This is a genomic window from Candidatus Enterococcus leclercqii, assembly GCF_009933135.1.
Taxonomy (GTDB): domain Bacteria; phylum Bacillota; class Bacilli; order Lactobacillales; family Enterococcaceae; genus Enterococcus_C; species Enterococcus_C leclercqii.
On the sequence record NZ_MAEH01000016.1, the window covers coordinates 91,786 to 112,664 of the forward strand.

Sequence of the window (20,879 nt, forward strand, 5' to 3'; positions counted from 1 at the left end):
ACCACCCGAGGAGGAGAACTGAAATGACGGAAAAGAAACGCTGCCACTGGGGAACTGCCAGTGAAAAAATGATGAGCTATCATGATGAGATCTGGGGGGTGCCGGAATTCGACGATCAGAAATTATTTGCCAAGCTAATCTTAGACATGAATCAAGCTGGTTTGAGTTGGAACACGATTTTAAACAAATGGGAAAGCTTTGAGAGCGCCTATGATGGCTTTTCAATCGAAAAGGTGGCAGCTTTTACGCCGGAAAAAGTGGCCGCGTTGATGGAAGATCCCGGCATCATTCGCAATCGTCGTAAAATTGAAGCCGCTGTTAACAATGCCCAAAAGGTTTTACAACTCCAAGCAGAATTCGGTAGCTTCAGCAATTATCTCTGGAAATTTGCTGGTGGTCAGCCACAGGTCAACTATTGGGAAACCGAAGCTGACGTACCCGCCAATAGCCCCCTATCCGATGCTATCAGCAAAGATTTAAAACGCCGCGGCTTCAAATTTATTGGAACAACCATCATCTACGCCTTTTTGCAGGCAGTCGGTATCATCAATGACCATACGGTTGACTGTTTTCGCCACGACGAATTGCTGACAAGTTGGGCGCATTCACAAAATACAGAACAATTCCTACCAAAATCGTAAATCTCCTTGCAGCTTTACGATTTTCACTGAGGATAGCAGCATTGGCTGTTACAATAAAAGAAAAAAACGAGGACAAGACATGATTAAATTAGTCATAACCGATTTGGATGGCACCTTCTTGGATCCTGACAGTCGTTTCGATGAAGTCTATTACCAAAAAGTTCGTGAACTTATGCAAAAGCAGCAGGTAGCATTTGCCCCTTGCACAGGAAAGCAAAGTGAACGAGTCGAAGAACTGTTTGCGAACGTTGGCTCAGATGATCTGTGGATCTTAGGTGACAGCGCCAGCCGCATTAAGCACAACGGCCAGTTTGTCTATGAATCGCTTCTTTCCAATCAGACGGCACTGGTCATCATCGCCAAGCTACGCGCCTTGCATCAAGATTACGGGATCATCGCGCGAACAGACCAGACAGCTTACATCGCTGCCGACACTCCAGAAAACTGCCGAGAAAAAATTCGAGGTTCCTACACCAATGTGACTGAAATCAAAGACTATCAAGAAATTACGGATGATTTTGTCAAAATTACACTCTTTGATCCTTATGAGCGGGCTTTTGAAATTCGGCCACAGTTAGCGGAATTTGATGATCGGGCCTACATCGTTGCATCAGAAGCGGCCTGGATTGATATCACAAATCACCAGGTTCATAAGGGAACCACGGTTGCCAAACTACAAGAAATCCTAGGAGTTACCTCGGCAGAAACGATGGTTTTTGGTGACGGCTACAACGACCTCGAATTGATGACCTGTGGCAAGTTCAGCTTTGCCATGCGTAATGGTTTTCCCGAGACTCAGGCTGTCGCCCGCTACATCTGCGGTAGCAATGCAGAGAACGCCGTATTGACAACAATCGAACAAATTTTGTCACTGCAAGACTGAACTAAAAGCGGACAATTGCCACTTTCCCGTAGGAACGGATAAACAATCAAAAACAAAATGGTGACCGGCCAACAGTTCAGTATCTTAAATAAGGCAATCGTTATGTCTTACTCCGTATCTGAAGTTTTTTAGTCATGAAAAGACGGCTATCTTCCATTAAAATTATTGGAAGAGGGCCGTCTTTTGCAGCTTGTATTCGGTTGTTTTTTTCATAAAACAGCAATAAGACGATTGTCTGCCTGCTTTAGAAAATCATTCATTTACACTCGTTTTGCAACAAATAAGTAATGAGGCATCTCGATGCCCCGATAGTGTTTGACGTAGCGATCCCGGATAGTCATACCATTTCTAATAGCAACGTTCATCGAGGCCAGATTCGTATCACGGACTGTCGAACACACCTCTGGCAGCTGCAGTGTTTCAAATGCATACTTTTTGACAGCCTGAGCCGCTTCTGTCATATACCCTTGGTGCCAAGCGCTGGAAATCAGATGGTAGCCGATTTCCGGAAATTCTTGTCCCTTTACAGTTTGCATGGTGATGCCACACTCCCCGATTACCGCACCATCGCTTTTGTGCTCAATTGCCCAAAGTCCGTAGCCATATTTCTCATAGCTCTGGAGATTCCATTGAAGCCACTCAGCGATTTTCGTTTCGTTAAAGGCACCTTCATAAGCATACATCACCTGGTCGTCCCCTAAAAATGTTGCTAACAAGTCTTCTTCACCGGGTTGCCACTTTCGTAAGCGCAAGCGGGGAGTTTCTAAAATCAGTGTCATAGTTGCATGCCTCCCTTTAGTAATCGCCATTCTTTTTGTAGCAATCCATAATCATACTGAGGATACCAGTTGCCTTCGTGGTAGATACTCTCGCGATTTGTTCCTTCCAAAATGAATCCCAGTTTCTCATAAAGGGCAATCGCCTCTTCATTATAGCCATGGACAGACAGCCGAACTTTGTGCAATCCGATATGATCAAAAGCAAAAGCAAGGAGCAATGTCATTGCCTCTTTGGCGTAACCCTTGTGGCGACTAGTGGGATCTAAAATAGCCAGACCAATCTCTCCGTTGCGATTTTTGACTTTTATACCAGACAATGTGATAAATCCTACCGCCTGGCTATCTTCAATACGCCGGATCACAAAACTAAAGTCACTGTTGCTCTGGGTATCTTCAAACATCGCCCCCCAGTCTTTTTCTTGAAAAGGATGGAAGATGTCTTCCGGGATTCCTGCCATCATCTTTTTATCCCACTGCCACACTGCAAAATCACTGCCGTCTCCCTCCCGATACTCGGTGAGATCAATTTTTGTTCCCTGCATCATACGTCCTCCTCACATTCATCCGCAGTTTTCAAATAGATAACTTCTGTCGCTACCTGCTCTAAAAACACCTCATCATGCTCGACAAGTAGCATCGTCGGCTGTGTCGTTTTGATCATTTCTTCCAACTGTTCTTGATTAAAAATATCCAAATAATTTAATGGTTCGTCCCAGATGAAAAGTTCCGCTGGAGTTGCCAGCGACTTAGCCAACTCCACTCTTTTTCGTTGCCCCATACTCATCTCCTGAATTCGATTTTGAAACACACTTCGTTCAAAACCCAACTTTTTCAAATTGTTCAACAAATCCTGATAGCTGAGTTGATGGCTTTCAGCAAATTCTGGCAACGTGCCACTGTTGTCCTCATAATTTTGTCTGACATAGCTGATTGCTAATTGTTGAGGCCTTATGATTTCGCCAGTAGCTTTTCCAGTAAATTCTCCTCTAAGCCAGCGGATGATGGAAGATTTACCGGAACCATTTGCGCCTTGGATGGCTAAGCGCTGCCCTTGATATAACTCAAAAGAAATCGGTGCAAACAACGGCTTTTCCTCGTAAGAAAGCTGCAGGTCAGTTACTTTCAGCAACAAGTCATGGTGGGTAGGTTGATAGTTAATCTTTAGTGGATCGATGTATTCAATATCTTTCAGCAGCTCTTCTTTCTCTGAAATTTGATGTTCCATCCGCCGCTCAAGATTCTTCGCTTTTTTCATCACGCGAGCAGCTCGCGCACCGATAAAACCGGTGTCGCCAATTCCACCGCTGCCTTTCACATTCGCCTTGCCATATTTGTCCTTCTCTCGACCTCGGGACCATTCCGCTTTATCCGCAGCTGTCTGTTTCAAACGGCCAATTTCTTTTTTCAATTTTTGGTTTTGGTCCTGTTCAAAGCGATCTCGCAGCTGCTTTTGATCTTCATAAACCGAAAAGTTCCCCTGATATAGCAGCAAACGACTCTTCTCAATGGCTAGGATATGATCCACTACCTCATCAACAAAGCCCCGATCATGGCTCACCAGAATAAATCCTTGTTTTTTTTGCTTTAGATAATCGGCTACTTGTTTTCGAGCTTCAATGTCCAAGTGATTGGTTGGCTCATCAATCAGTGGGAAATTCACCTCATCCACAAATAACAGCGCCAACAGCACCTTTGTCTGTTCCCCACCGGATAGTGTCGCAAATTCTCGCCACAAAATATCCGGATCTACTTTTAACAGATTCAGTTCCCGTTGAATCTGCCAATCCTCAAAATCCGCTAACTCTTGTAACAGATAATAAGTCAGCTGCGCCTTATTTTTTACCGGTTGGGGAAAATAAGTGAAGCTCAGCTGATGGCGGATTGTGCCGCTATAAGGCAGTTTATCTTGTAAGATATTCAGCAGCGTGGTTTTTCCCCGGCCATTACGTCCAACCAACCCCAGCTTCCAGTCTGACTGGATTACTAATTGTGCATCATCAAAAATATTTTGCCCTTGATTGTCGTAGCCAAATGTCAGATGTTTGATTTCAATCGTCGACATCGTATCACCTCTTTTAACGTGTATCTTCTTTAATGCACCACGAGACCTTTTGACGATTCCAGCGTCGAAAAAGGCCCTTCCTATTTTCAGGAAAGGCCGGCACAACTATTTTGCCCACAAAAAAAGCAAAAAAGACCTGCCGTAAAAACACTGCCAATCCCGAAAATCTGCACACTGAGTCCTTGATCTTACAAGTGTTCAGTCTTAATGCAGCTTCAACAGATTGGTCAGTTTTTCAACGGAAGATCCCTCATTTCGAATTTATTGTAATCAGATTAGCACGCAACAACACATTTGACAACCCCCAAGCACCATCCACCAACTTTATCGATACGGTAGCAGACAATATTCGCCATCTTTCAAACGAAATAGTTGCAGGTTATGGGCCTTTTCAAACTTCGATAGACGTTTCTCGATATTATCGCCAAAAAGGTCATCACGATCGTAATGGGGGAAGACTGCTGTATCTATTAATTTCAAACCAGTAAAATCTGTCAATTGTGGATGATTCATTTTCGGAGTAAATTCCTCGACAACAGCAATAGTCGGGCCTAATACCATCGCTCCAGCACTGGTTCCAATTAAAAATGCCTCTTGCTCTTTCAATTTTCTAAAAGCAAAATCCCCTTTTGCTTTACGAATTTCTGCCAACAGCTCGTAAGGATTGCCGCCATTCAAATACACTACCTGCGCCCCTGATAATATTGCCAGCGGATCATTAGCAAAATCAAATAAGGTGACCTGCCCTCGCAAAAAGCCCATCTTCAAAAATTGATTTATTGTCTTCTTGACATAGCAATTATTACCTCGCTCCTTAGCAGCCGTTGTCACGATACACACGTTCAATTCGGCAGGATATCTTTGGTGAATAGCTAACTCCTCCAAAAAAACGTTGACAACAGCTTTCGTAGAAAATCCCGTTGCTGTCAGCAGTATCGGCATGGTATCCACCCCTTTTAATAAAAGCTTAGTGGCTAGGTCCTTGGTTCAGCGAATGGGCTTTAGCTTGTTTTTGGCCTTTGCCTTTGTCTTTTTCTTTTCCCGCTAAATAATAGCGCCATGCCAGTTGGATAAACAAAATCAATACCCCACCGATTCCCAACACTGCATAGGCCAACATTCGGGAAGTTTGGCTGCTTCTTGTGGCCGTCTCGGCAAAGTCCCATTCACTTACAAAAAATCCCAGTGCCAAAAACAGTACACACCAATAAATATTTGCTAATCGCCAGAATTTCATCATCAACACTCCACTGGCAAGCGCATACAAAATTGCCCGCCATTTTCTTATAAATAAATTATAGCACATTCATTTTACAATCAGTTTCTCATTTTACGAAATAGAGATGTTTTTACTAAAATATTTTTCGGAGAGAATGGTCAATCACCCTCACAAGTATAATGTACAGCGAATTATCTCTAGATTTCACAAGCTGAAAATAACCGTTGCAAAAAGCATCCAGATTCTCTTCAGGAAAAGGAAATGTGACAATAGTTGAGTCACCGTCCTACGAACCGAACAATACCAAACGGGAGCCCCCAAAAGCCGAGTATCTTCCATTAAAATCATTGGAAGATACTCGGCTTTTCATTGCTAAAAATTTCAAAGGCCGACTTTCCTTGATTTCATCAAGGGAAGTCAGCCTAATTCACTTCTCTTTACACGTATGATCATGTTCTCTCTTCTAACTAAGACATCAAGGTAGTCACAAAATTTCCTCATCCGTATACTTTTTATTAATTGTGATTAAACATCCGCTATTTAGCACTTGGAAATTACTTATTTCACATTTCCTCTTTTTTCTCTTAATTGTTCTTTTTACGATAGAAAAGATAAAGAGCGGCTGCTAAAAAGCCGATACCGCTAAGTGAGAGATACCATGTGGAGCCTTCACCGGTTTTCGGATAGGGCTTATCGCTTGTTGAAGAATCGCTGTTTCTTCCGGTTGTTTTTTCAGTCGTATCTGAAGAAGATGACGACGTTTTTTTAACGTTAACCATGTGCAGCTGCAGCACCTGTGTCTCATTGGCTTTCTTGATGGTAAATTCCAAAGGTGTTGGATCCAGCTGATACTCAGGTAATGTCTCTTTCTCAATCAGTCGATAGCTGCCAAAAGGAAGTCCTTTTATAAAAATACGACCATTGTTATCCGTTTTGTAAGTAGCCATTTGAGTACCATCACTTTTTTCCAAAGAGAAAACAACACCGGCCATCACTTTCCCTGTGTCTTTGTCTCTTTTTTCAAGGGCGATTTGCCCCGTGGCGGTGGTCTTCTTGTGATTGATCACAGTTATGGTTTCTTCATCAGTTTCTTTGTTGCTGACATACAAATGATACAGCTTTCCATCAGGCTGGTAGCCGTTTGGTGCTTTGGTTTCAATAACATCATATTTACCAAATGGCAGGTTTTCAAAATAGGCCTCTCCCTGATCGTTTGTTACCGATTTTTGGATAAATTTTTGTTCATGATCGTTGCGAATAGCAAATTCGGCACCTGCTAAAGGTACGCCGTTTTCATCAAGTTTAATAATCTTTCCACTGCCCAGTTGCGTTGCTGTTTTAACATTGACCCACTTTTCTATGGTTACTGGTTTTTCCTCATCGTAACCGACGCTGACTTTCTTCACCAGATTAGTGGTACTATAGCCAGCCGGCGCTTGCAATTCACGAACTTCATAAATGCCTTGAGTCAGGTCATCAAAACGAACTTTTCCTGCAGCGTCGGTTTCTTTTTCAATATATTCTTTTTGTCCCAGCATACGTAGACCAAAAAGGGCCCCACTCAAGGCAGCACCACTGTCTTGATCGGTCTTTTCGATTTCCAGTGCCCCTTTTTGTACTGCTCCTTTTTGATTGCTCCAATTTCCTAAATTGATATCTTGACCAGTTTCGCTGACTTTCACCACTATGGGTCTTGGTGTCAACTCGTAACCTGCCAATGTTTTTAATTCTGCGACAGTATAAAAAGCCCCGACATTTAGATCAGAAAATTTGACGATACCATTGCTGTCTGTTTTTTTCGTGACAAATTCATGCTGACCAAATTCTCTAACGCCAAATTCCACACCGGCTAAGGGTTCTCCAGTTTCGCCATCAATTTTGGTTAGTTGGATCGTTCCTTTTTTGGTTTCCTGTGGTTGATTGGTAACTTCGACAACTTTTCTTTCTCCTTGCTCGCCTACATAGATAATTTGAGTATGGGGATCGAGTTGGTAGCCATCCGGTGCTTCTAATTCGACCACCTCATAGTAGCCCGCATCAAGCCCGGCAAATTGGGCATTGCCCTCTGCGTCTGTTTTTACTTTGACAAATTCGTGTTCTCGTAAGCCCCGCAAACCAAAAACTGCACCAGCTAAATCATTGTGGCTATTGGCATCACTTTTATGGATAGTAATTGCCACTTTTTCAACTGCTTTTTGCTGATTTTCTAAGGTTATACTAAAGGAGGGAGCGTCTGCATCAATCGTTACTTCATGGATTTCGCTGGATAACTCGTAGCCAGTGGGCGCTTTCGTTTCAATAATCTCATACTCTCCATAATCAAGGTCGCTAAAAGTTAAATTCCCTTTAGTATCCGTTACTTGTACGGCGATAAAGTTGGTTTCTCCCTTGGCACGAATACCGAATTCGGCACCAGCCAATGCGTCCTTTGTCTCACTGTCTTCTTTGTACAAGTGCACTTCGCCATCTTTTTCTTGATCGATTTCTGGTAGCCATGGATTGTAGAAATTGTGGATTTCCATGCCGTCTCGTTGGTGGAGATTTTTAACGAAAACATAGCCATTAATGCTTCCTGAATGGTAAACAACAGTTGCCTGTGGTGCGATAACACTGCCAATGGTAAAGCTATGGTAATAGTTTTTTCCATTGTCTTTTCCGTAATTATCGGCGCCATTTTCATTGATTCCAGGTAATGAAGTATCCGGATAGCTGCCGTCATCTTCGACATAGTTGGTGATACTTTGCGCATTTGGTAAGTAAAAAGAAACTTTGCTTGCCAATTGGCTATAAGTACCGGCATCCTGTTGGACAGCTCCGGCGATACTAGTACCATTCATGACGATTTTTGTTGCATTGGAATTAACGATAATCTGCTTGTAGCGATCCCCTTGCAAAAACTCTGCGGGAATCGGCAATGTCTTGATTTCTAGAGGATCTTGTTCATTGGCCAGCTTTAACACTAGCACTTTTGGATCATTGGTAGAGGCATATAGCTGGATGCCGTCTTTATCATAAACCTTTTCCCCTAATTCACTGGTCAAGTAATCGAGTTTTTTTACCATTTGATCTTCTTGTTCCTGTAATTTGGCAAAAGCACCATCAATGAGATTATCACTTGCTTTATAGGCGATAGCAGAGAACCACTCGCCTAAATTTTTGTAAATCCAATCACTCATATTCATGCGCCCGACTAACCAACCTTGTGTCTTTCCGTTGGTGGTTCGGTTTTCTACTACTGGTTTTACCCAGTCATTAGTGGCACGGTTGTCAATTTTTCCACCGATTAAGACGTTTACGTATTGGTCATCTCTAATGGGGTCCCCGATGGTTGTATTTACTTCTCGAAACGAAGCGCCGTAAGTAAAAGTTTGCAAATCATCGGGAAAAACACTATCTCCTTTAACAGCCAGCGCTCCTTCTGTATCGGCAAGGTTAGCAGAATGCTGCCCGGTTAGATACGCATTATAGTCCCAAAGATTCCCCAGCTTGTCGTCGTCTTCTGCCGGCAGCTCCAACACTGGATTTCCTTTGACAGCTTTACTAGCTCTTTGCGGCACCACAGCTTTACTTGTCTCAGTGGCGGTACTTTCTGTGGTTGACACACTCGAAGTTGTCCCGCTAGTGTCCGTTCCAGTAGTTTTAGTCGTGGAAGCAGCAGACATTTTCGACTCTATTGTTGCTGTAGTCAGAGAAGCAACTGCTGCAATAGTCACAGTCACGGCCTTAGTCTCTTTTTTACCTGCGACATTTTGTATCGCTGTCACAGTGTATTTTCCGGCTTTCTTTGCTAGATACTGATAAGTTACAGTTCCCGCCTCAGCTTTCATTTTTTGTAAATCAAATCCGGTAGCAGGTGTTACTTCAACCGTCACCGCTTCAGGATCTGTAGCAGAAATCACTAGTTTTCCTTGGTCGGCTACGTTGGTTGGTAGCGGGTCAAAGGCCAGTTTTAACCCGACGTCTGCAGCCCACGCAGAACTGGAAAAAACAACAGATAAGAAAATGGGTAAGATAAGTGTTCCGGCAAAAAGAATTTTCCCTAACTTTCGAATCATTTTCTTCATTATAAATCCCCCTTTAAAGCGAGCATATCATCAATAAAATGATCTTACAAACAAATGAAATCGGCCCAACTATGGCTGCCACTCCGTTTCAATTTTCAGGTTGTCCGTGGAATCTTTTCATCTCCAGATTAGAGATTGCAGTCAAGGCTGGACTAGCGTAAATTTGTTACATTAACAACAAAGGGAATGTGATCTAAGCAATTTCCAAGCGCTAAACAGCGGATGTTTAACCACAATTAATAAAAAAGTATTTTGAAATTTTTAACAATGAAAAAAGAAGTCACTTCCATTAAAAATAATGGAAGTGACTTCTCTTTTGCTTGCGTCTCACGTTTGGTATTGTTCGGTTCACAGGACAGTGACACAACTATTGTCCCAGCCCCTGCCTTTGCTTATTTGCGTTTTTTCTTTTTCTTGTTCTTTTTCACCATGCGGTTCATGGCCATTTTACCCAGCTTGCCTTTAACACCAGTGCCAAACATTTGATCCATTCCTGCTGGCATACTCCCTTTAGACATTTGCTGCATCATTTTTTGGCTTTCTTTGAACTGCTTGATGAAACGATTGACATCCACCACTGAGTTGCCTGAGCCGGCAGCAATCCGTCGGCGACGACTTGGATTCAACAGATCTGGATTTTCCCGCTCTGCTGTGGTCATGGACAACACGATAGCTTTTTGTCGTGCCAGCAATTTCGGATCGACTTTGACATTCTCGATACCTGGAATCTGACTCATTCCCGGAATCATCTTGATCAAATCTTCCAGCGGGCCCATGTTTTGAACCTGATCCATCTGTTCGATAAAGTCATTGAAGTCAAAAGAGTTTTCCTTCATTTTGCGGGCCAGTTCTTCCGCTTGCTTTTCATCGTATTCTTGTTGGGCTTTTTCGATCAGGGTCAGCATGTCCCCCATTCCCAAAATACGGCTGGCCATCCGGTCCGGGTGGAACACTTCCAGATCGGTGAGTTTTTCGCCGGTACCGGTAAATTTAATCGGCGCACCGGTGACTTGACGAATGGACAGAGCCGCACCGCCTCGGGTATCACCATCCAATTTGGTGATGACAACCCCGGTAATCCCCAACTGCTGATTGAAGCTATCGGCTACATTGACCGCATCTTGACCGGTCATAGCATCAACTACCAACAAGATTTCATCCGGTTGAGCGATTTCTTTGATCTGCTTTAATTCATCCATCAAAGCTTCATCAATGTGCAGTCGTCCTGCCGTATCGATCAAGACATAGTCATTTTTCTTTTCTTGAGCCAAAGCCATCCCTTGGCGAACGATTTCTACCGGGTTGACCTCGGTTCCCATATCAAAGACGGGCACATCCAGTTGCTGGCCCAATACTTTTAATTGGTCAATGGCCGCCGGACGATATACGTCTCCTGCAATCATGAGCGGACGCGCATTTTCTGTCTTGATTAGCTGATTAGCCAATTTCCCGGCAAAGGTAGTTTTCCCGGCCCCTTGCAGCCCCACCATCATGATGACTGTCGGGATCTTCGGTGATTTATTCAGCGGAACTGTTTCTTCCCCTAATGTCTTGGTCAGCTCTTCATTGACGATTTTGACAATCTGCTGTGCAGGGGACAAGCTGTCCAATACTTCCGAACCGACTGCCCGCTCCCGAACATTTTTAGTAAATTCTTTGACTACTTGTAAATTGACGTCGGCTTCCAACAATGCCAAGCGGATCTCCCGCATCATTTCCTTAACGTCAGCTTCACTTACTTTTCCTTTTTTACGTAAACGGCTCATGGCCGACTGTAAACGTTCTGTTAAACTCTCAAATGCCATAGTGTGTTCATTCCTTTATTCGTCGATTTCCTGAATCTTTTCCACAAAGTTGGTCAAGGTCGCATCATTGGGATACTGCTCTTGCAAATAGCTGGACAGCTCCTCCAAGACTTCTCCTCGTACGATGTAATCTGAGAAGAGATGCAACTTGCGCTCATAGTCTTCCAGAATTTTTTCGGTCCTTTTAATATTATCATAAACCGCCTGCCGACTCACCTGAAATTCTTCCGCAATCTCACCTAATGAAAAATCATCGGCGTAATACAGTTCCATATAGTTCATCTGTTTTTCCGTCAAGAGCGTGGAGTAAAACTCAAACAACGCGTTCATCCGGTTGGTTTTCTCAATTTCCATTGCGCCAACTCCTTAAGTGAATTCTTTGATACTTGCCGCTGTGCATTGGGAAGTCTCAGCTTTCTGTCAAAGCCTGCTGCCAATTTTCTTCTGAATAAACTTGCAGCCCATTTTGTTGAAACAATGCGGTGGCTACACCCACACCAGTGATCTTGGTTCCAGAAAAACTCCCATCATAGATCATCTGACTACCGCAAGAAGGGCTGCGTTCTTTTAAAATAAGTCGATTGATTCCCAGTTTTTGCAACTGAGCGAGTGCGTTGACGGCGCCAGCTTTGAAGGCTTCGGTGACATCCTTTCCCGCCGTATCGACGACTTTAGCAGTTCCCTGCCAGACCGCAAAACCGTCCCCACCAATAATCTCTGCCGGCTGGCGAGGGGTGGACAAGCCGCCTAAAACCTCTGGACAAATCAACAGGGCTTTTTGCTCTGACACCAATGCGGCCAACTCGCTGATTTTTTGTGTGCCACCGTCATAGCGACAACAGATTCCACCAAGACAGGCGCTGATTCCGATCATTGCATCGGCTCCTTTTCTGAATTGTCTACTACATTGATACCCTTCAACATACTTTCAAAAACACGAAACTTCAGTTGCCATTATAGCATTTTTTCAGCGGCTAAAATAGTAGCAGTCTGGATTCTATGCTAGAATGAAAGCAAACAATTCCGGCCATTGTTGACCTCTTTGTACTTTTATACTACTGGCGGTAATGACCGGTTGCTGCGCCCATAAGAACATCTTTAAAGGAGCAATTATGAAAAAAGTATTGATCGTAGACGACGAACCCTCAATCGTGACCCTTTTGACCTTCAATTTGGAAAAAGAGGGCTATCAAGTAACTAGTGCCACCGACGGAACCACCGGTCTTCAGCTAGCTCTCACCAATCACTTTGATTTTATTATATTAGATATCATGCTGCCGGGCCTAGATGGTATGGAGATTACCAAAAAGCTGCGGCAGGAGAAAGTCGAAACACCTATTCTGCTGCTGACAGCAAAGGATGATACCATCGATCGGATCTTAGGGCTTGAAATCGGGGCCGATGATTACCTGACCAAGCCGTTCAGTCCACGAGAGGTTTCTGCGCGGATGAAAGCCATTTTTCGCCGTTTGCAACCTCGAAAAGCTGCAGAAAGCGACAACGCCGATAAGAAAGAAATGATTGATGAAAAAAATGAACAGCTAACCATTGGTGCCATCACGGCGGATCTCGATAATTTCGAAGTACGGGTAGCCGATGAGCCGATTTTCCTTACCCCCAAAGAGTTCGAATTGTTGGTCTACTTCATGAAGCGCAAAGATCGGGTAATTGATCGGGATACCCTTTTAGATCGCATCTGGAACTTCGATTTTGCCGGACAGAGCCGAATCGTGGATGTCCATGTGTCACATTTACGGGAAAAGATTGAAAAGGATCCTAAAAATCCGGAATACCTGGTGACGGTTCGCGGCTTCGGTTACAAGTTTCAAGAACCGAAAGCGAGTCTATGAACATGAAAAAGCACTACGGTGAATATTTGGCCTGGCTGACAGTCCTATTGCTGATCTTTGCTAGTGCTTGGCAGTTGATTGGCGGTTTTTACCAACGACAGGTCTTAAGTCAACAACAAGATTATCTGGAAAAAAAAGGGGAACTGCTGATTCGAATGGCAAAAACCCCTGTCAGCCAAGAAGACTTGGCCCACCTCAGCGAAGACTATGTAACGGCCTCTGGTGAACGAGTGACCCTTCTGGATGGGAAGGGAAACATCCTTCACGATACCTTTGATCCAACCCTGCAAGGCACTCGTAGTGATCGACCGGAAGTCAAAACGGTATTGCAAGGTGGCAAACTGGGCGTCTCCTTACGAGAAAGTGATACGTTGGATCAGGAACTATTGTATGTGGCACTCCCGATTACAGTAGACGGCCAATTAGACAAGATTCTCCGTATCGCTGAACCCACGGCTGGCTTCATGGCCGCATCTGGCGGGGTACGCCGCTCTATCTTTGTCGTCTATAGTGTCCTCTGCCTACTGATTACACTGTTGATTTTGCATTTTTTACGACAGAAAAATCGTCCAATTGAAAAAATCCTGCCTGTCCTAAAAAAAATGGTGGCTCAGCCGGAAAAGACTGAACTGATTATGCAGACTTCGCCTCAATGGCAAGAGTTGTATCAAACCATCAACAAGCTCAGTGAACAGCTGACTGAGACCTACCAAGCATACACAGCTACTGAAAATCAGTTGCACACCTTGTTAAATGAATTGATGATTGGCGTCTTTATTTTAGATGATCAAAAACAGCTAATCATGATGAATCCTACGATGAAAGAACAATTGGGACTTTACGGAAAGCTGCAACTGCCTTCAGAATTTGCGGCAATTATCAAGGACCCTTCTTTGATTCAACTGATTTACAGAGTAAGCCCGCAACAGCCCGTACTACAAGAAGAACTGAAATTGAAGTTACCAGAAGAAAAAGTACTGGATATCAATTTGCGTCTATTCAACGAGCAGCAACAGTTGATGGGGATTTCTTATGATCTGACTCGCATTCGTCAACTGGAAAAAATGCAGAAAGACTTCGTGGGCAATGTTTCTCACGAACTAAAAACGCCAGTCACTTCACTAATTGGCTTCACGGAGACATTACTGGATGGCGCAATGGCAGACCCTGACACCACCCGCGAATTTTTGCAAATCATGCAACAGGATGCCCGGCGTTTGGAGCGTTTGATTAAAGAAATTATTCAATTGTCTAAAACCGATAACCCGCCGAGCTATGAACTGCAGCCCTTGAAGTTAGCGACGATCTTTGAACAGCTGCAGGAAAGTTTTCGGCATTTGTTAGCGGAAAAACAGGTTCAGCTGCGCTTTGAAGGGGACGCTCCAGAAACCTGGTACACCAGTCGGGAATTGTTTTACCCCATTGTCAAAAACCTAGTGGAAAATGCCATCCAGTATTCTCCGCAAAAAAGCGAAGTGCTTCTTCATTGGGAAGAAACTCCGACAGGTGCCTTGAAGCTCAGTGTTCAGGACCAGGGAATTGGGATTGAACAAGAGGACCAAGCACGAATCTTTGAGCGTTTTTATCGTGTTGATAAAGCTCGCGCCCGTCATTCTGGTGGTACTGGTTTGGGCTTAGCAATCGTAAAAGATTACACCGAATCTCTAGGCGGCAGTGTCAAATTAGACAGTCATCCCGGTGTGGGTTCGCGCTTTACTGTCCTTTTGCCGCGAAATGTGCCTCACCAGTAAGTAGCGACAATTGCTCCCTATCCATGAACTGAAACAGCCGAAGCCTCCTTGTAGACGACTATTTGTTTAGTCGACACAACAGAGGCTTCGGCTGTTTGGTCTTATCAGCTGGCAAAGAAGTGCCAAATTTCCACTAGCTATATTCATATGGCGCTTCGTACTCTTGAATGAGTGAAAGACGACAGAAGGCAGAGTTTGTCGCAGACTTCTTATTTTTGAAGTCAAATGGTTTCATTTTCTACCTTCTCAGTTGTATAACCAATGCGTAGGAAGATGAACATTCGTCTCATCACAAGGAGGAAGTTGTCATGAAAATTTTAATTTTAGGTGCTCACGGAAAAATCGCCCAGATCGTGGAGGCTCGTCTAACCAAAGAAGTGCCAAACCTAGAGCAGACCTTATTTTTACGTCACGCTTCTCGCATGGAGCACAGCGCAAAGACGCAAACAACCGTCATCGAAGGAAGTGCCGATAATCCTGCTGACCTGGCAAAAGTTTTACCAGGAAGCGACATCGTCTACGCCAATCTGGCAGGAGATACTATCGAAACCGAAGCAAAAGTCGTAACTACTGCTATGAAACAAGCAGGTGTCAAACGCCTGATCTGGATTTCAACTTTGGGAATTTATGATGAAGTCCCTGGCAACTACGGGAAATGGAATCATCAGATGCTGGATGGCGGCTATCTGGAAACTTACGCTGCTGCGGCAAAGATTGTTGAAGAATCGGGATTGGATTATACAATCATTCGCCCAGCCTGGCTGAGCAACAAAGAAGAAATTGATTACGAGCTGACAGAAAAAGGTACTCCCTTTAAAGGGACTGAAGTTTCACGAGCAAGTGTTGCCGATTTGATTGTAAACCTCATTTCCGACCCAGCTTTACACATCGGCAGTTCCCTCGGTGTGGATAAACCAGGCACTGCTGGAGACAAGCCGGAATGGTATCGCTAAGCAATAATCAGCGCTTGAGTTTTTAACAACGAATAAAATCTAGTCACCCTCCTGCGAAGTCAGCACTGCCAATGGTGAGCCACATGCAAGGAAATGTGACCTACGTGATTTCCAAGTGCTAAATAGCGGATCTTTAACCACAATTAATAAAAAATATACGGATGGGAAAGATTTATAACCATCTTGATGTCTTAGTCCGAAGAAAGAACATGACCATACACGTCAAGGAAAGTCAGCCTTTGAAATTTTTAGCAATGAAAAGCCGACGATCTTCCATTAAAATCAATGGAAGATCGTCGGCTTTTGGGGTCTTACGTTTGGTATTGTTCAGTTCACAGGACGGTGACTCAACTATTATCACAGCGTCTTCAATGGCAGCTTAAAGATTTTTGACCTGGCCATCTGCTGCGCGTTCAACTTTCATTTCTTTAATCGACAAGTAGCCCAGATCTTTTACAGGCCCTGTTTGGACCGTATCTTCCAGCATGTAATCTAAGAATTTCTTCACATCACCGCTTGGCTCGCCTTTGGTATACATGTGTTCATAAGACCAGATTTTCCAATCATTGGTGGCGATATTTTCTGCAGTCGGTGCCACACCATCAATCGACAAGCTTTGAAGAGAATCATCCAAGTAAGACAATGCCAAATAACTGATGGCCCCTGGTGTTTCTGCAACAATTTTTTTCACGGTTCCTGAAGAATCCTGCTCCTGTGATTGAACAGATTCCGCTCCGTCTAATGCCCACTTTTCGAAAGTCGCACGGGTACCACTGCCGGATGCTCGATTGATGACGGCGATTTCTTGATCCTTGCCGCCGACTTCTTTCCAATTTTTAACCTTGTCGGTGAAGATAGCTACCAACTGCTGTTTGGTCAACTCTTTGACGCCAGCTTCTTTGTTGACTACCGGTGCCATTCCTACTACAGCCACTTTATGATCGACTAATTCAGCCGCCGGTACCCCTTCTTTTTCTTCGGCAAAGACATCCGAGTTGCCAATCTGTACCGCACCAGAAGCTACTTGTGAAAGCCCTGTACCGCTGCCACCACCTTGCACGGTGATTTGATAATTGGTATTTTCTTGTTCAAATGATTCGCGAGCAGCATCTACCAGCGGCTGTAAGGCTGTTGAGCCAACTGCTAAGATTTCCACTTTGCCACCCTTGCTAGCGGTATCCCCGGTTTTGGTATCTGCTTTACTTTCATTGTTGCCACAACCGGCTAATAACAATCCTGCGGCCAGTACGATCATACCCATTTTTTTCAATTTCACTTTGCTCTCTCCTTTTTTGTAACGAGTACCTGTGATGACGCGGCAACCATTTCCCATTTGCCTTTTACGCTCCTTGCCAGATTGTAAAAATATGGCTGCACCTGTATCAGTGGTACGCTTTAACTTACAAACCCAGTTTAGCAACAGGATGTAAAACTATCGCCAAAAGTATGTAAAGTTTGGATAAAGCCCTGTAAAGATTTCGTAAATTGTCCAGTAGTAAAATACTCAAAACGTGAGACACAGTAAACAGACAAGTAACTTCCATTAAAGAACCGGAAGTTACTTGTCTATTATTTGTCACACATGCCAAATGGTGTCGACCCTTTGTACGTATGATAAGACCTGTTCCTTTCACGAAGGAAAATCACAGCTATTTTCTAATAGCTATTTTCATAGAATAGACCGTTTTCCAGCCGCCAGTCCTTTGACCTGCGTGCTTTACTTCAACGAATTTTTCTGTCCTTCCACATCCTTCAAAGCATCTCGCACCGCCAGACGGATGACCCAATAAAGAATCACAAATCCCAGTGCAAAAAACATCAAATTGACCAACAAATTCATACCGATGAACATCGTAATCCCCCCTATTTTATGTTGCGTCAATCATAGCATAAAGGAAGTGCTTCTTGTTAAAAGGCTTGCGGATTTTCCGCGCGATTGTCCAAGTGGACAAGATAACGCCAACGACAGATCAAAAATAAGACAGCCATCAAAGCGACATAGCAGGCAATGATGATGAAAAAGTAATGCCAAATACTCAAAGAAGCCAATTGGACAATTCCCCAGTAGGCAACTGCTGAATGCAAGGTAGCCACGATCATTGGAATAAAGAACATCCCCATCATCTGCTTAGTCACAATTTGATGGCGTTGCTTAGGTTGAAGACCGATTTGATACAGACTACGATGGTACCGACCTTCTTTGTCCAGATCACCAAACAAGCGGAAATACATAATTGAAGCGGTAAAGATAAAGAAAACGCCACCCAACAAAACACCAATCATCAAAATTAAGCCGTTGTCCTGCCGCTGTCTTTGCCACACTTCGAAACGAGACTGATAGCTGATATAGTTTTCTGAAAAATTCTTTTCATAGGCTGCTTCTCGTGCTTTTGTCGAAAGCGTATCATCACTTTCTATTTCCTGCATTCTAGACGTAAATTGCTCTTGGCGCTCGTTTAACAGGGTCAAAATCTTTTGATTGACTTCTTCATCTGATTGCCATTCCTTGAAATCGATAATCTGGAACCTTGTCTTCCCGTAATACTCCTCTGGAACTGCAAAGTCAGCCACCAATTCGTCAGGTGCTACCAAAAAGCGATACATGGTGGCAATTCGAAAGCGGGTCGGTACCTGGGTAACTGTGAGCTGCTTTTTCTGGTTGCCACGGGTCAGAATTGTCATGGATTCCTGACGCTCAGCAGCAGATTTGTTCTTGATTTCTGTCTGTTCCGCTGCACTGGAAGCTGGTGAAATCAACTCATCGACTGCCGGATGCAGTTCTTGTCCTCCCAGCGCTTTTGCTACCCGATTGTAATCACTGGCTTTCATGGCGTAAATCATATAAGTACCGTCTTCTTCATCAATTCCTTTTGGAAAATACTGGGTCGGGTAAGTATCCGCGATTTCATAGACCACCTCGTGTCCCGCCTGTTTGATAGTATCAACGATTTTTTCTCCCATTTCCAAAGAAGCTTGACCATCCCCGTCGTTATCTACAGAATCATCCAAAACATAAGCTGCCGAAACCGAATTGCGACTACCGGTCTCAGAACTGCCTAACGCACTGGTTACACTGATTCCTACCAAGGCGACAGAAGCGGTACAGGCAATCAGCGCATACATGGTAGCATTTTCCTTGGCTTTATAAATGCCTTCTGCAATTCCCAGCAGCTTTTCCCCCTGCCAGTAAGAACCTCGGTGTTGTGCCCATTTATAAAAATAGACCACCACTTGATGAAAGAATAAGAAGGTCGCAAAAACCGTCAGCAAAACACAAGCTAAAATCCAAGTCAGTGCATAGCCGTTAATATTGTGGACAAACGCCCACAATGATCCGTAGCCGGCTACCAAAGCAACAAAGGCCAGAACCACCAATACAGGATGGGTTTTCGGCAATGGTTGCGGAGTTTCATCGCTTTTTCCCAGTTGGTTAAGATTTTCAGTCTCAATGCGAAAGGTCATCACCGTACTAATGAATAAATACAGCAGAAGAAAAATGCTAATCGTCAGCAGAATCCCTTTTGCAGGAAAATAAAAAGCCAAGCCCGTTGTAATCCCCAGCAAATTCTGAATGACGATCAAAATAACTTTGGTGAATAAGACTCCCAAACTGACACCAGTAAATATGGAGGCGACACCCAGCAGCATATTTTCGCCAAAGAGAATTTTCCGCAAGTCTTTAGGCTTCATTCCCAACATCAAATAAATGCCTAAATCTCGTTTGCGGGCTTTCACAAATGTCCAAAAGGAATACCACAAAAACACAATAGACAGCAAAACGATTAACACCTGACTAGCAGCCATTCCCAGATTAGCCAGTTGACTTACGTTATCACTGGAGCCGTTAATTCCGTTGGCCATTTGCGGATGGAAAGTAAGCATGGCAAATGTGAAAAAGACGAAGACCGAGAACGTACTAGCCAAAAAATAGCTGCCATAGGTACGAGCAGAACGGAGAACGTTATTAATAATCAGCTTGAAGAAGCTCATGAGACCGCCCTCCCAAGTGACTCAAAACAGTCAATATTTTTTGATAAAATTCTTCTCGGTCATCGCCTAAATAGATTTCATTATAAAAGCGGCCATCTTTGATAAAAATAACTCGATTACAAAAACTTGCCGAAAAAGCATCGTGAGTTACCATCAATGTCGTTACTTGACGTTCTTTATTCATAGTCGTCAAGAGCTCCATCACGGAATTGGCTGATTTGGAATCCAAATTTCCCGTGGGCTCGTCCGCCAAAATCAGACTAGGGTCATGAATCAGTGCCCGACAGATGGACACTCGCTGTGCCTCCCCACCGGAAAGCTGATAAATTCGCTTGTTTCTCAGGTGGGCGATCCCCAATTCCCCCATCAAACGCTCGGCTTCTTTCATCATTACAGCGGGCTTTTCCCGATCCAATGTCAAGGGCAACACGATGTTTTCAATCACCGTTAGCGGCGCCAACAAGTTATAATTCTGAAAGACAAAGCCCAACTTGGTTCGGCGAAAATCTGCCAAACGATTCTTGTTGTACTGATGAGGATTTTCTCCTTCCAATACAATACTGCCAGATGTTGGTTGATCGAGGGTCGCGACACAATTCAATAAGGTCGTCTTGCCACTACCTGATGGTCCCATAATGGCAACAAACTCCCCTTTTTGAATCTTTAAATCGATTCCTCGTAAGACTTCGACGGTAACTTCGCCGTCATAGTTTTTCACCAACTGCTTGATTTCTAATAATGCCATGGCGCTTTCCTCCTTGAGTTTACTGTTGAGAACTATTGAATTTCTCTAGTTGATAATAGGAAACTGAGCAATCACTATCCTGTTGGTTGATGAGTTCTTCTTTGACTCCAGTCTATCAAGGGACAGCCTTTTTACCT

18 protein-coding genes are annotated in these 20,879 nt (G+C 43.8%); 5 read left to right on the forward strand and 13 right to left on the reverse strand.

What is annotated here, in order from left to right:
* Positions 1 to 23: 23 nt before the first annotated feature.
* Positions 24 to 641, forward strand: a complete 618-nt coding sequence (locus BAU14_RS10880; RefSeq protein WP_161900135.1) for a DNA-3-methyladenine glycosylase I — start codon at positions 24 to 26, stop codon at positions 639 to 641.
* A 79-nt stretch (positions 642 to 720) separates the two neighbouring features.
* Positions 721 to 1,524 (forward strand): HAD-IIB family hydrolase, encoded by an 804-nt coding sequence (locus tag BAU14_RS10885; RefSeq protein ID WP_161900136.1) that lies wholly within the window; start codon positions 721 to 723, stop codon positions 1,522 to 1,524.
* Positions 1,525 to 1,784: 260 nt separating this feature from the next.
* Here BAU14_RS10885 and BAU14_RS10890 read toward each other — a convergent pair whose 3' ends face one another.
* From BAU14_RS10890 to BAU14_RS10930, 9 genes are all read right to left on the reverse strand, one after another.
* Entirely contained in the window at positions 1,785 to 2,303 is a 519-nt protein-coding gene (locus BAU14_RS10890) for a GNAT family N-acetyltransferase (RefSeq protein WP_202622212.1), read from the reverse strand.
* Positions 2,300 to 2,845 (reverse strand): GNAT family N-acetyltransferase, encoded by a 546-nt coding sequence (locus BAU14_RS10895; protein WP_161900137.1) that lies wholly within the window; start codon positions 2,843 to 2,845, stop codon positions 2,300 to 2,302. The genes BAU14_RS10890 and BAU14_RS10895 overlap by 4 nt, the downstream gene beginning before the upstream one ends.
* The gene (locus BAU14_RS10900; protein ID WP_161900138.1) at positions 2,845 to 4,365 is read right to left on the reverse strand and encodes an Lsa family ABC-F type ribosomal protection protein; all 1,521 of its coding nucleotides are present in this window, start codon (positions 4,363 to 4,365) and stop codon (positions 2,845 to 2,847) included. Before BAU14_RS10900 ends, BAU14_RS10895 begins: the two co-directional genes overlap by 1 nt.
* A gap of 324 nt (positions 4,366 to 4,689) precedes the next feature.
* Positions 4,690 to 5,307, reverse strand: coding sequence for a Type 1 glutamine amidotransferase-like domain-containing protein (locus BAU14_RS10905; protein WP_161900139.1), 618 nt, complete (start codon positions 5,305 to 5,307; stop codon positions 4,690 to 4,692).
* Positions 5,308 to 5,332: 25 nt separating this feature from the next.
* Positions 5,333 to 5,602, reverse strand: a complete 270-nt coding sequence (locus BAU14_RS10910) for a DUF3923 family protein (protein ID WP_161900140.1) — start codon at positions 5,600 to 5,602, stop codon at positions 5,333 to 5,335.
* Positions 5,603 to 6,168: 566 nt separating this feature from the next.
* Positions 6,169 to 9,648 (reverse strand): SpaA isopeptide-forming pilin-related protein, encoded by a 3,480-nt coding sequence (locus BAU14_RS10915; RefSeq protein ID WP_161900141.1) that lies wholly within the window; start codon positions 9,646 to 9,648, stop codon positions 6,169 to 6,171.
* 392 nt (positions 9,649 to 10,040) lie between these two features.
* Positions 10,041 to 11,453: a signal recognition particle protein gene (ffh, locus tag BAU14_RS10920; protein WP_161900142.1), complete on the reverse strand. Its 1,413-nt coding sequence runs from the start codon at positions 11,451 to 11,453 to the stop codon at positions 10,041 to 10,043.
* A gap of 15 nt (positions 11,454 to 11,468) precedes the next feature.
* Complete coding sequence (locus BAU14_RS10925; RefSeq protein WP_161900143.1) at positions 11,469 to 11,807, reverse strand: putative DNA-binding protein; 339 nt, start codon at positions 11,805 to 11,807, stop codon at positions 11,469 to 11,471.
* 55 nt (positions 11,808 to 11,862) lie between these two features.
* Positions 11,863 to 12,327 carry a DUF523 domain-containing protein gene (locus BAU14_RS10930; RefSeq protein ID WP_161900144.1) on the reverse strand — a complete coding sequence of 155 codons (465 nt, stop codon included), beginning with the start codon at positions 12,325 to 12,327 and terminating at the stop codon, positions 11,863 to 11,865.
* A 238-nt stretch (positions 12,328 to 12,565) separates the two neighbouring features.
* Between BAU14_RS10930 and BAU14_RS10935 the strand changes: the two genes are divergently transcribed.
* From BAU14_RS10935 to BAU14_RS10945, 3 genes are all read left to right on the forward strand, one after another.
* On the forward strand, positions 12,566 to 13,303 hold the full coding sequence (locus BAU14_RS10935; protein WP_161900145.1) for a response regulator transcription factor: 738 nt from the start codon (positions 12,566 to 12,568) through the stop codon (positions 13,301 to 13,303).
* Positions 13,304 to 13,305: 2 nt separating this feature from the next.
* Positions 13,306 to 15,054, forward strand: coding sequence for a sensor histidine kinase (locus BAU14_RS10940; protein WP_161900146.1), 1,749 nt, complete (start codon positions 13,306 to 13,308; stop codon positions 15,052 to 15,054).
* A 308-nt stretch (positions 15,055 to 15,362) separates the two neighbouring features.
* Positions 15,363 to 16,007, forward strand: coding sequence for an SDR family oxidoreductase (locus BAU14_RS10945; protein ID WP_161900147.1), 645 nt, complete (start codon positions 15,363 to 15,365; stop codon positions 16,005 to 16,007).
* Positions 16,008 to 16,386: 379 nt separating this feature from the next.
* On the opposite strand, the gene BAU14_RS10950 is transcribed toward BAU14_RS10945, so the two are convergent.
* From BAU14_RS10950 to BAU14_RS10960, 4 genes are all read right to left on the reverse strand, one after another.
* The gene (locus tag BAU14_RS10950; RefSeq protein WP_420022090.1) at positions 16,387 to 17,268 is read right to left on the reverse strand and encodes a phosphate ABC transporter substrate-binding protein PstS family protein; all 882 of its coding nucleotides are present in this window, start codon (positions 17,266 to 17,268) and stop codon (positions 16,387 to 16,389) included.
* Between the two features lie 456 nt (positions 17,269 to 17,724).
* Positions 17,725 to 17,859, reverse strand: coding sequence for a hypothetical protein (locus tag BAU14_RS14445; protein ID WP_272927991.1), 135 nt, complete (start codon positions 17,857 to 17,859; stop codon positions 17,725 to 17,727).
* Positions 17,860 to 17,915: 56 nt separating this feature from the next.
* On the reverse strand, positions 17,916 to 19,997 hold the full coding sequence (locus tag BAU14_RS10955) for an ABC transporter permease (protein ID WP_161900148.1): 2,082 nt from the start codon (positions 19,995 to 19,997) through the stop codon (positions 17,916 to 17,918).
* On the reverse strand, positions 19,972 to 20,742 hold the full coding sequence (locus BAU14_RS10960) for an ABC transporter ATP-binding protein (RefSeq protein ID WP_161900149.1): 771 nt from the start codon (positions 20,740 to 20,742) through the stop codon (positions 19,972 to 19,974). The genes BAU14_RS10955 and BAU14_RS10960 overlap by 26 nt, the downstream gene beginning before the upstream one ends.
* Positions 20,743 to 20,879: the final 137 nt, after the last annotated feature.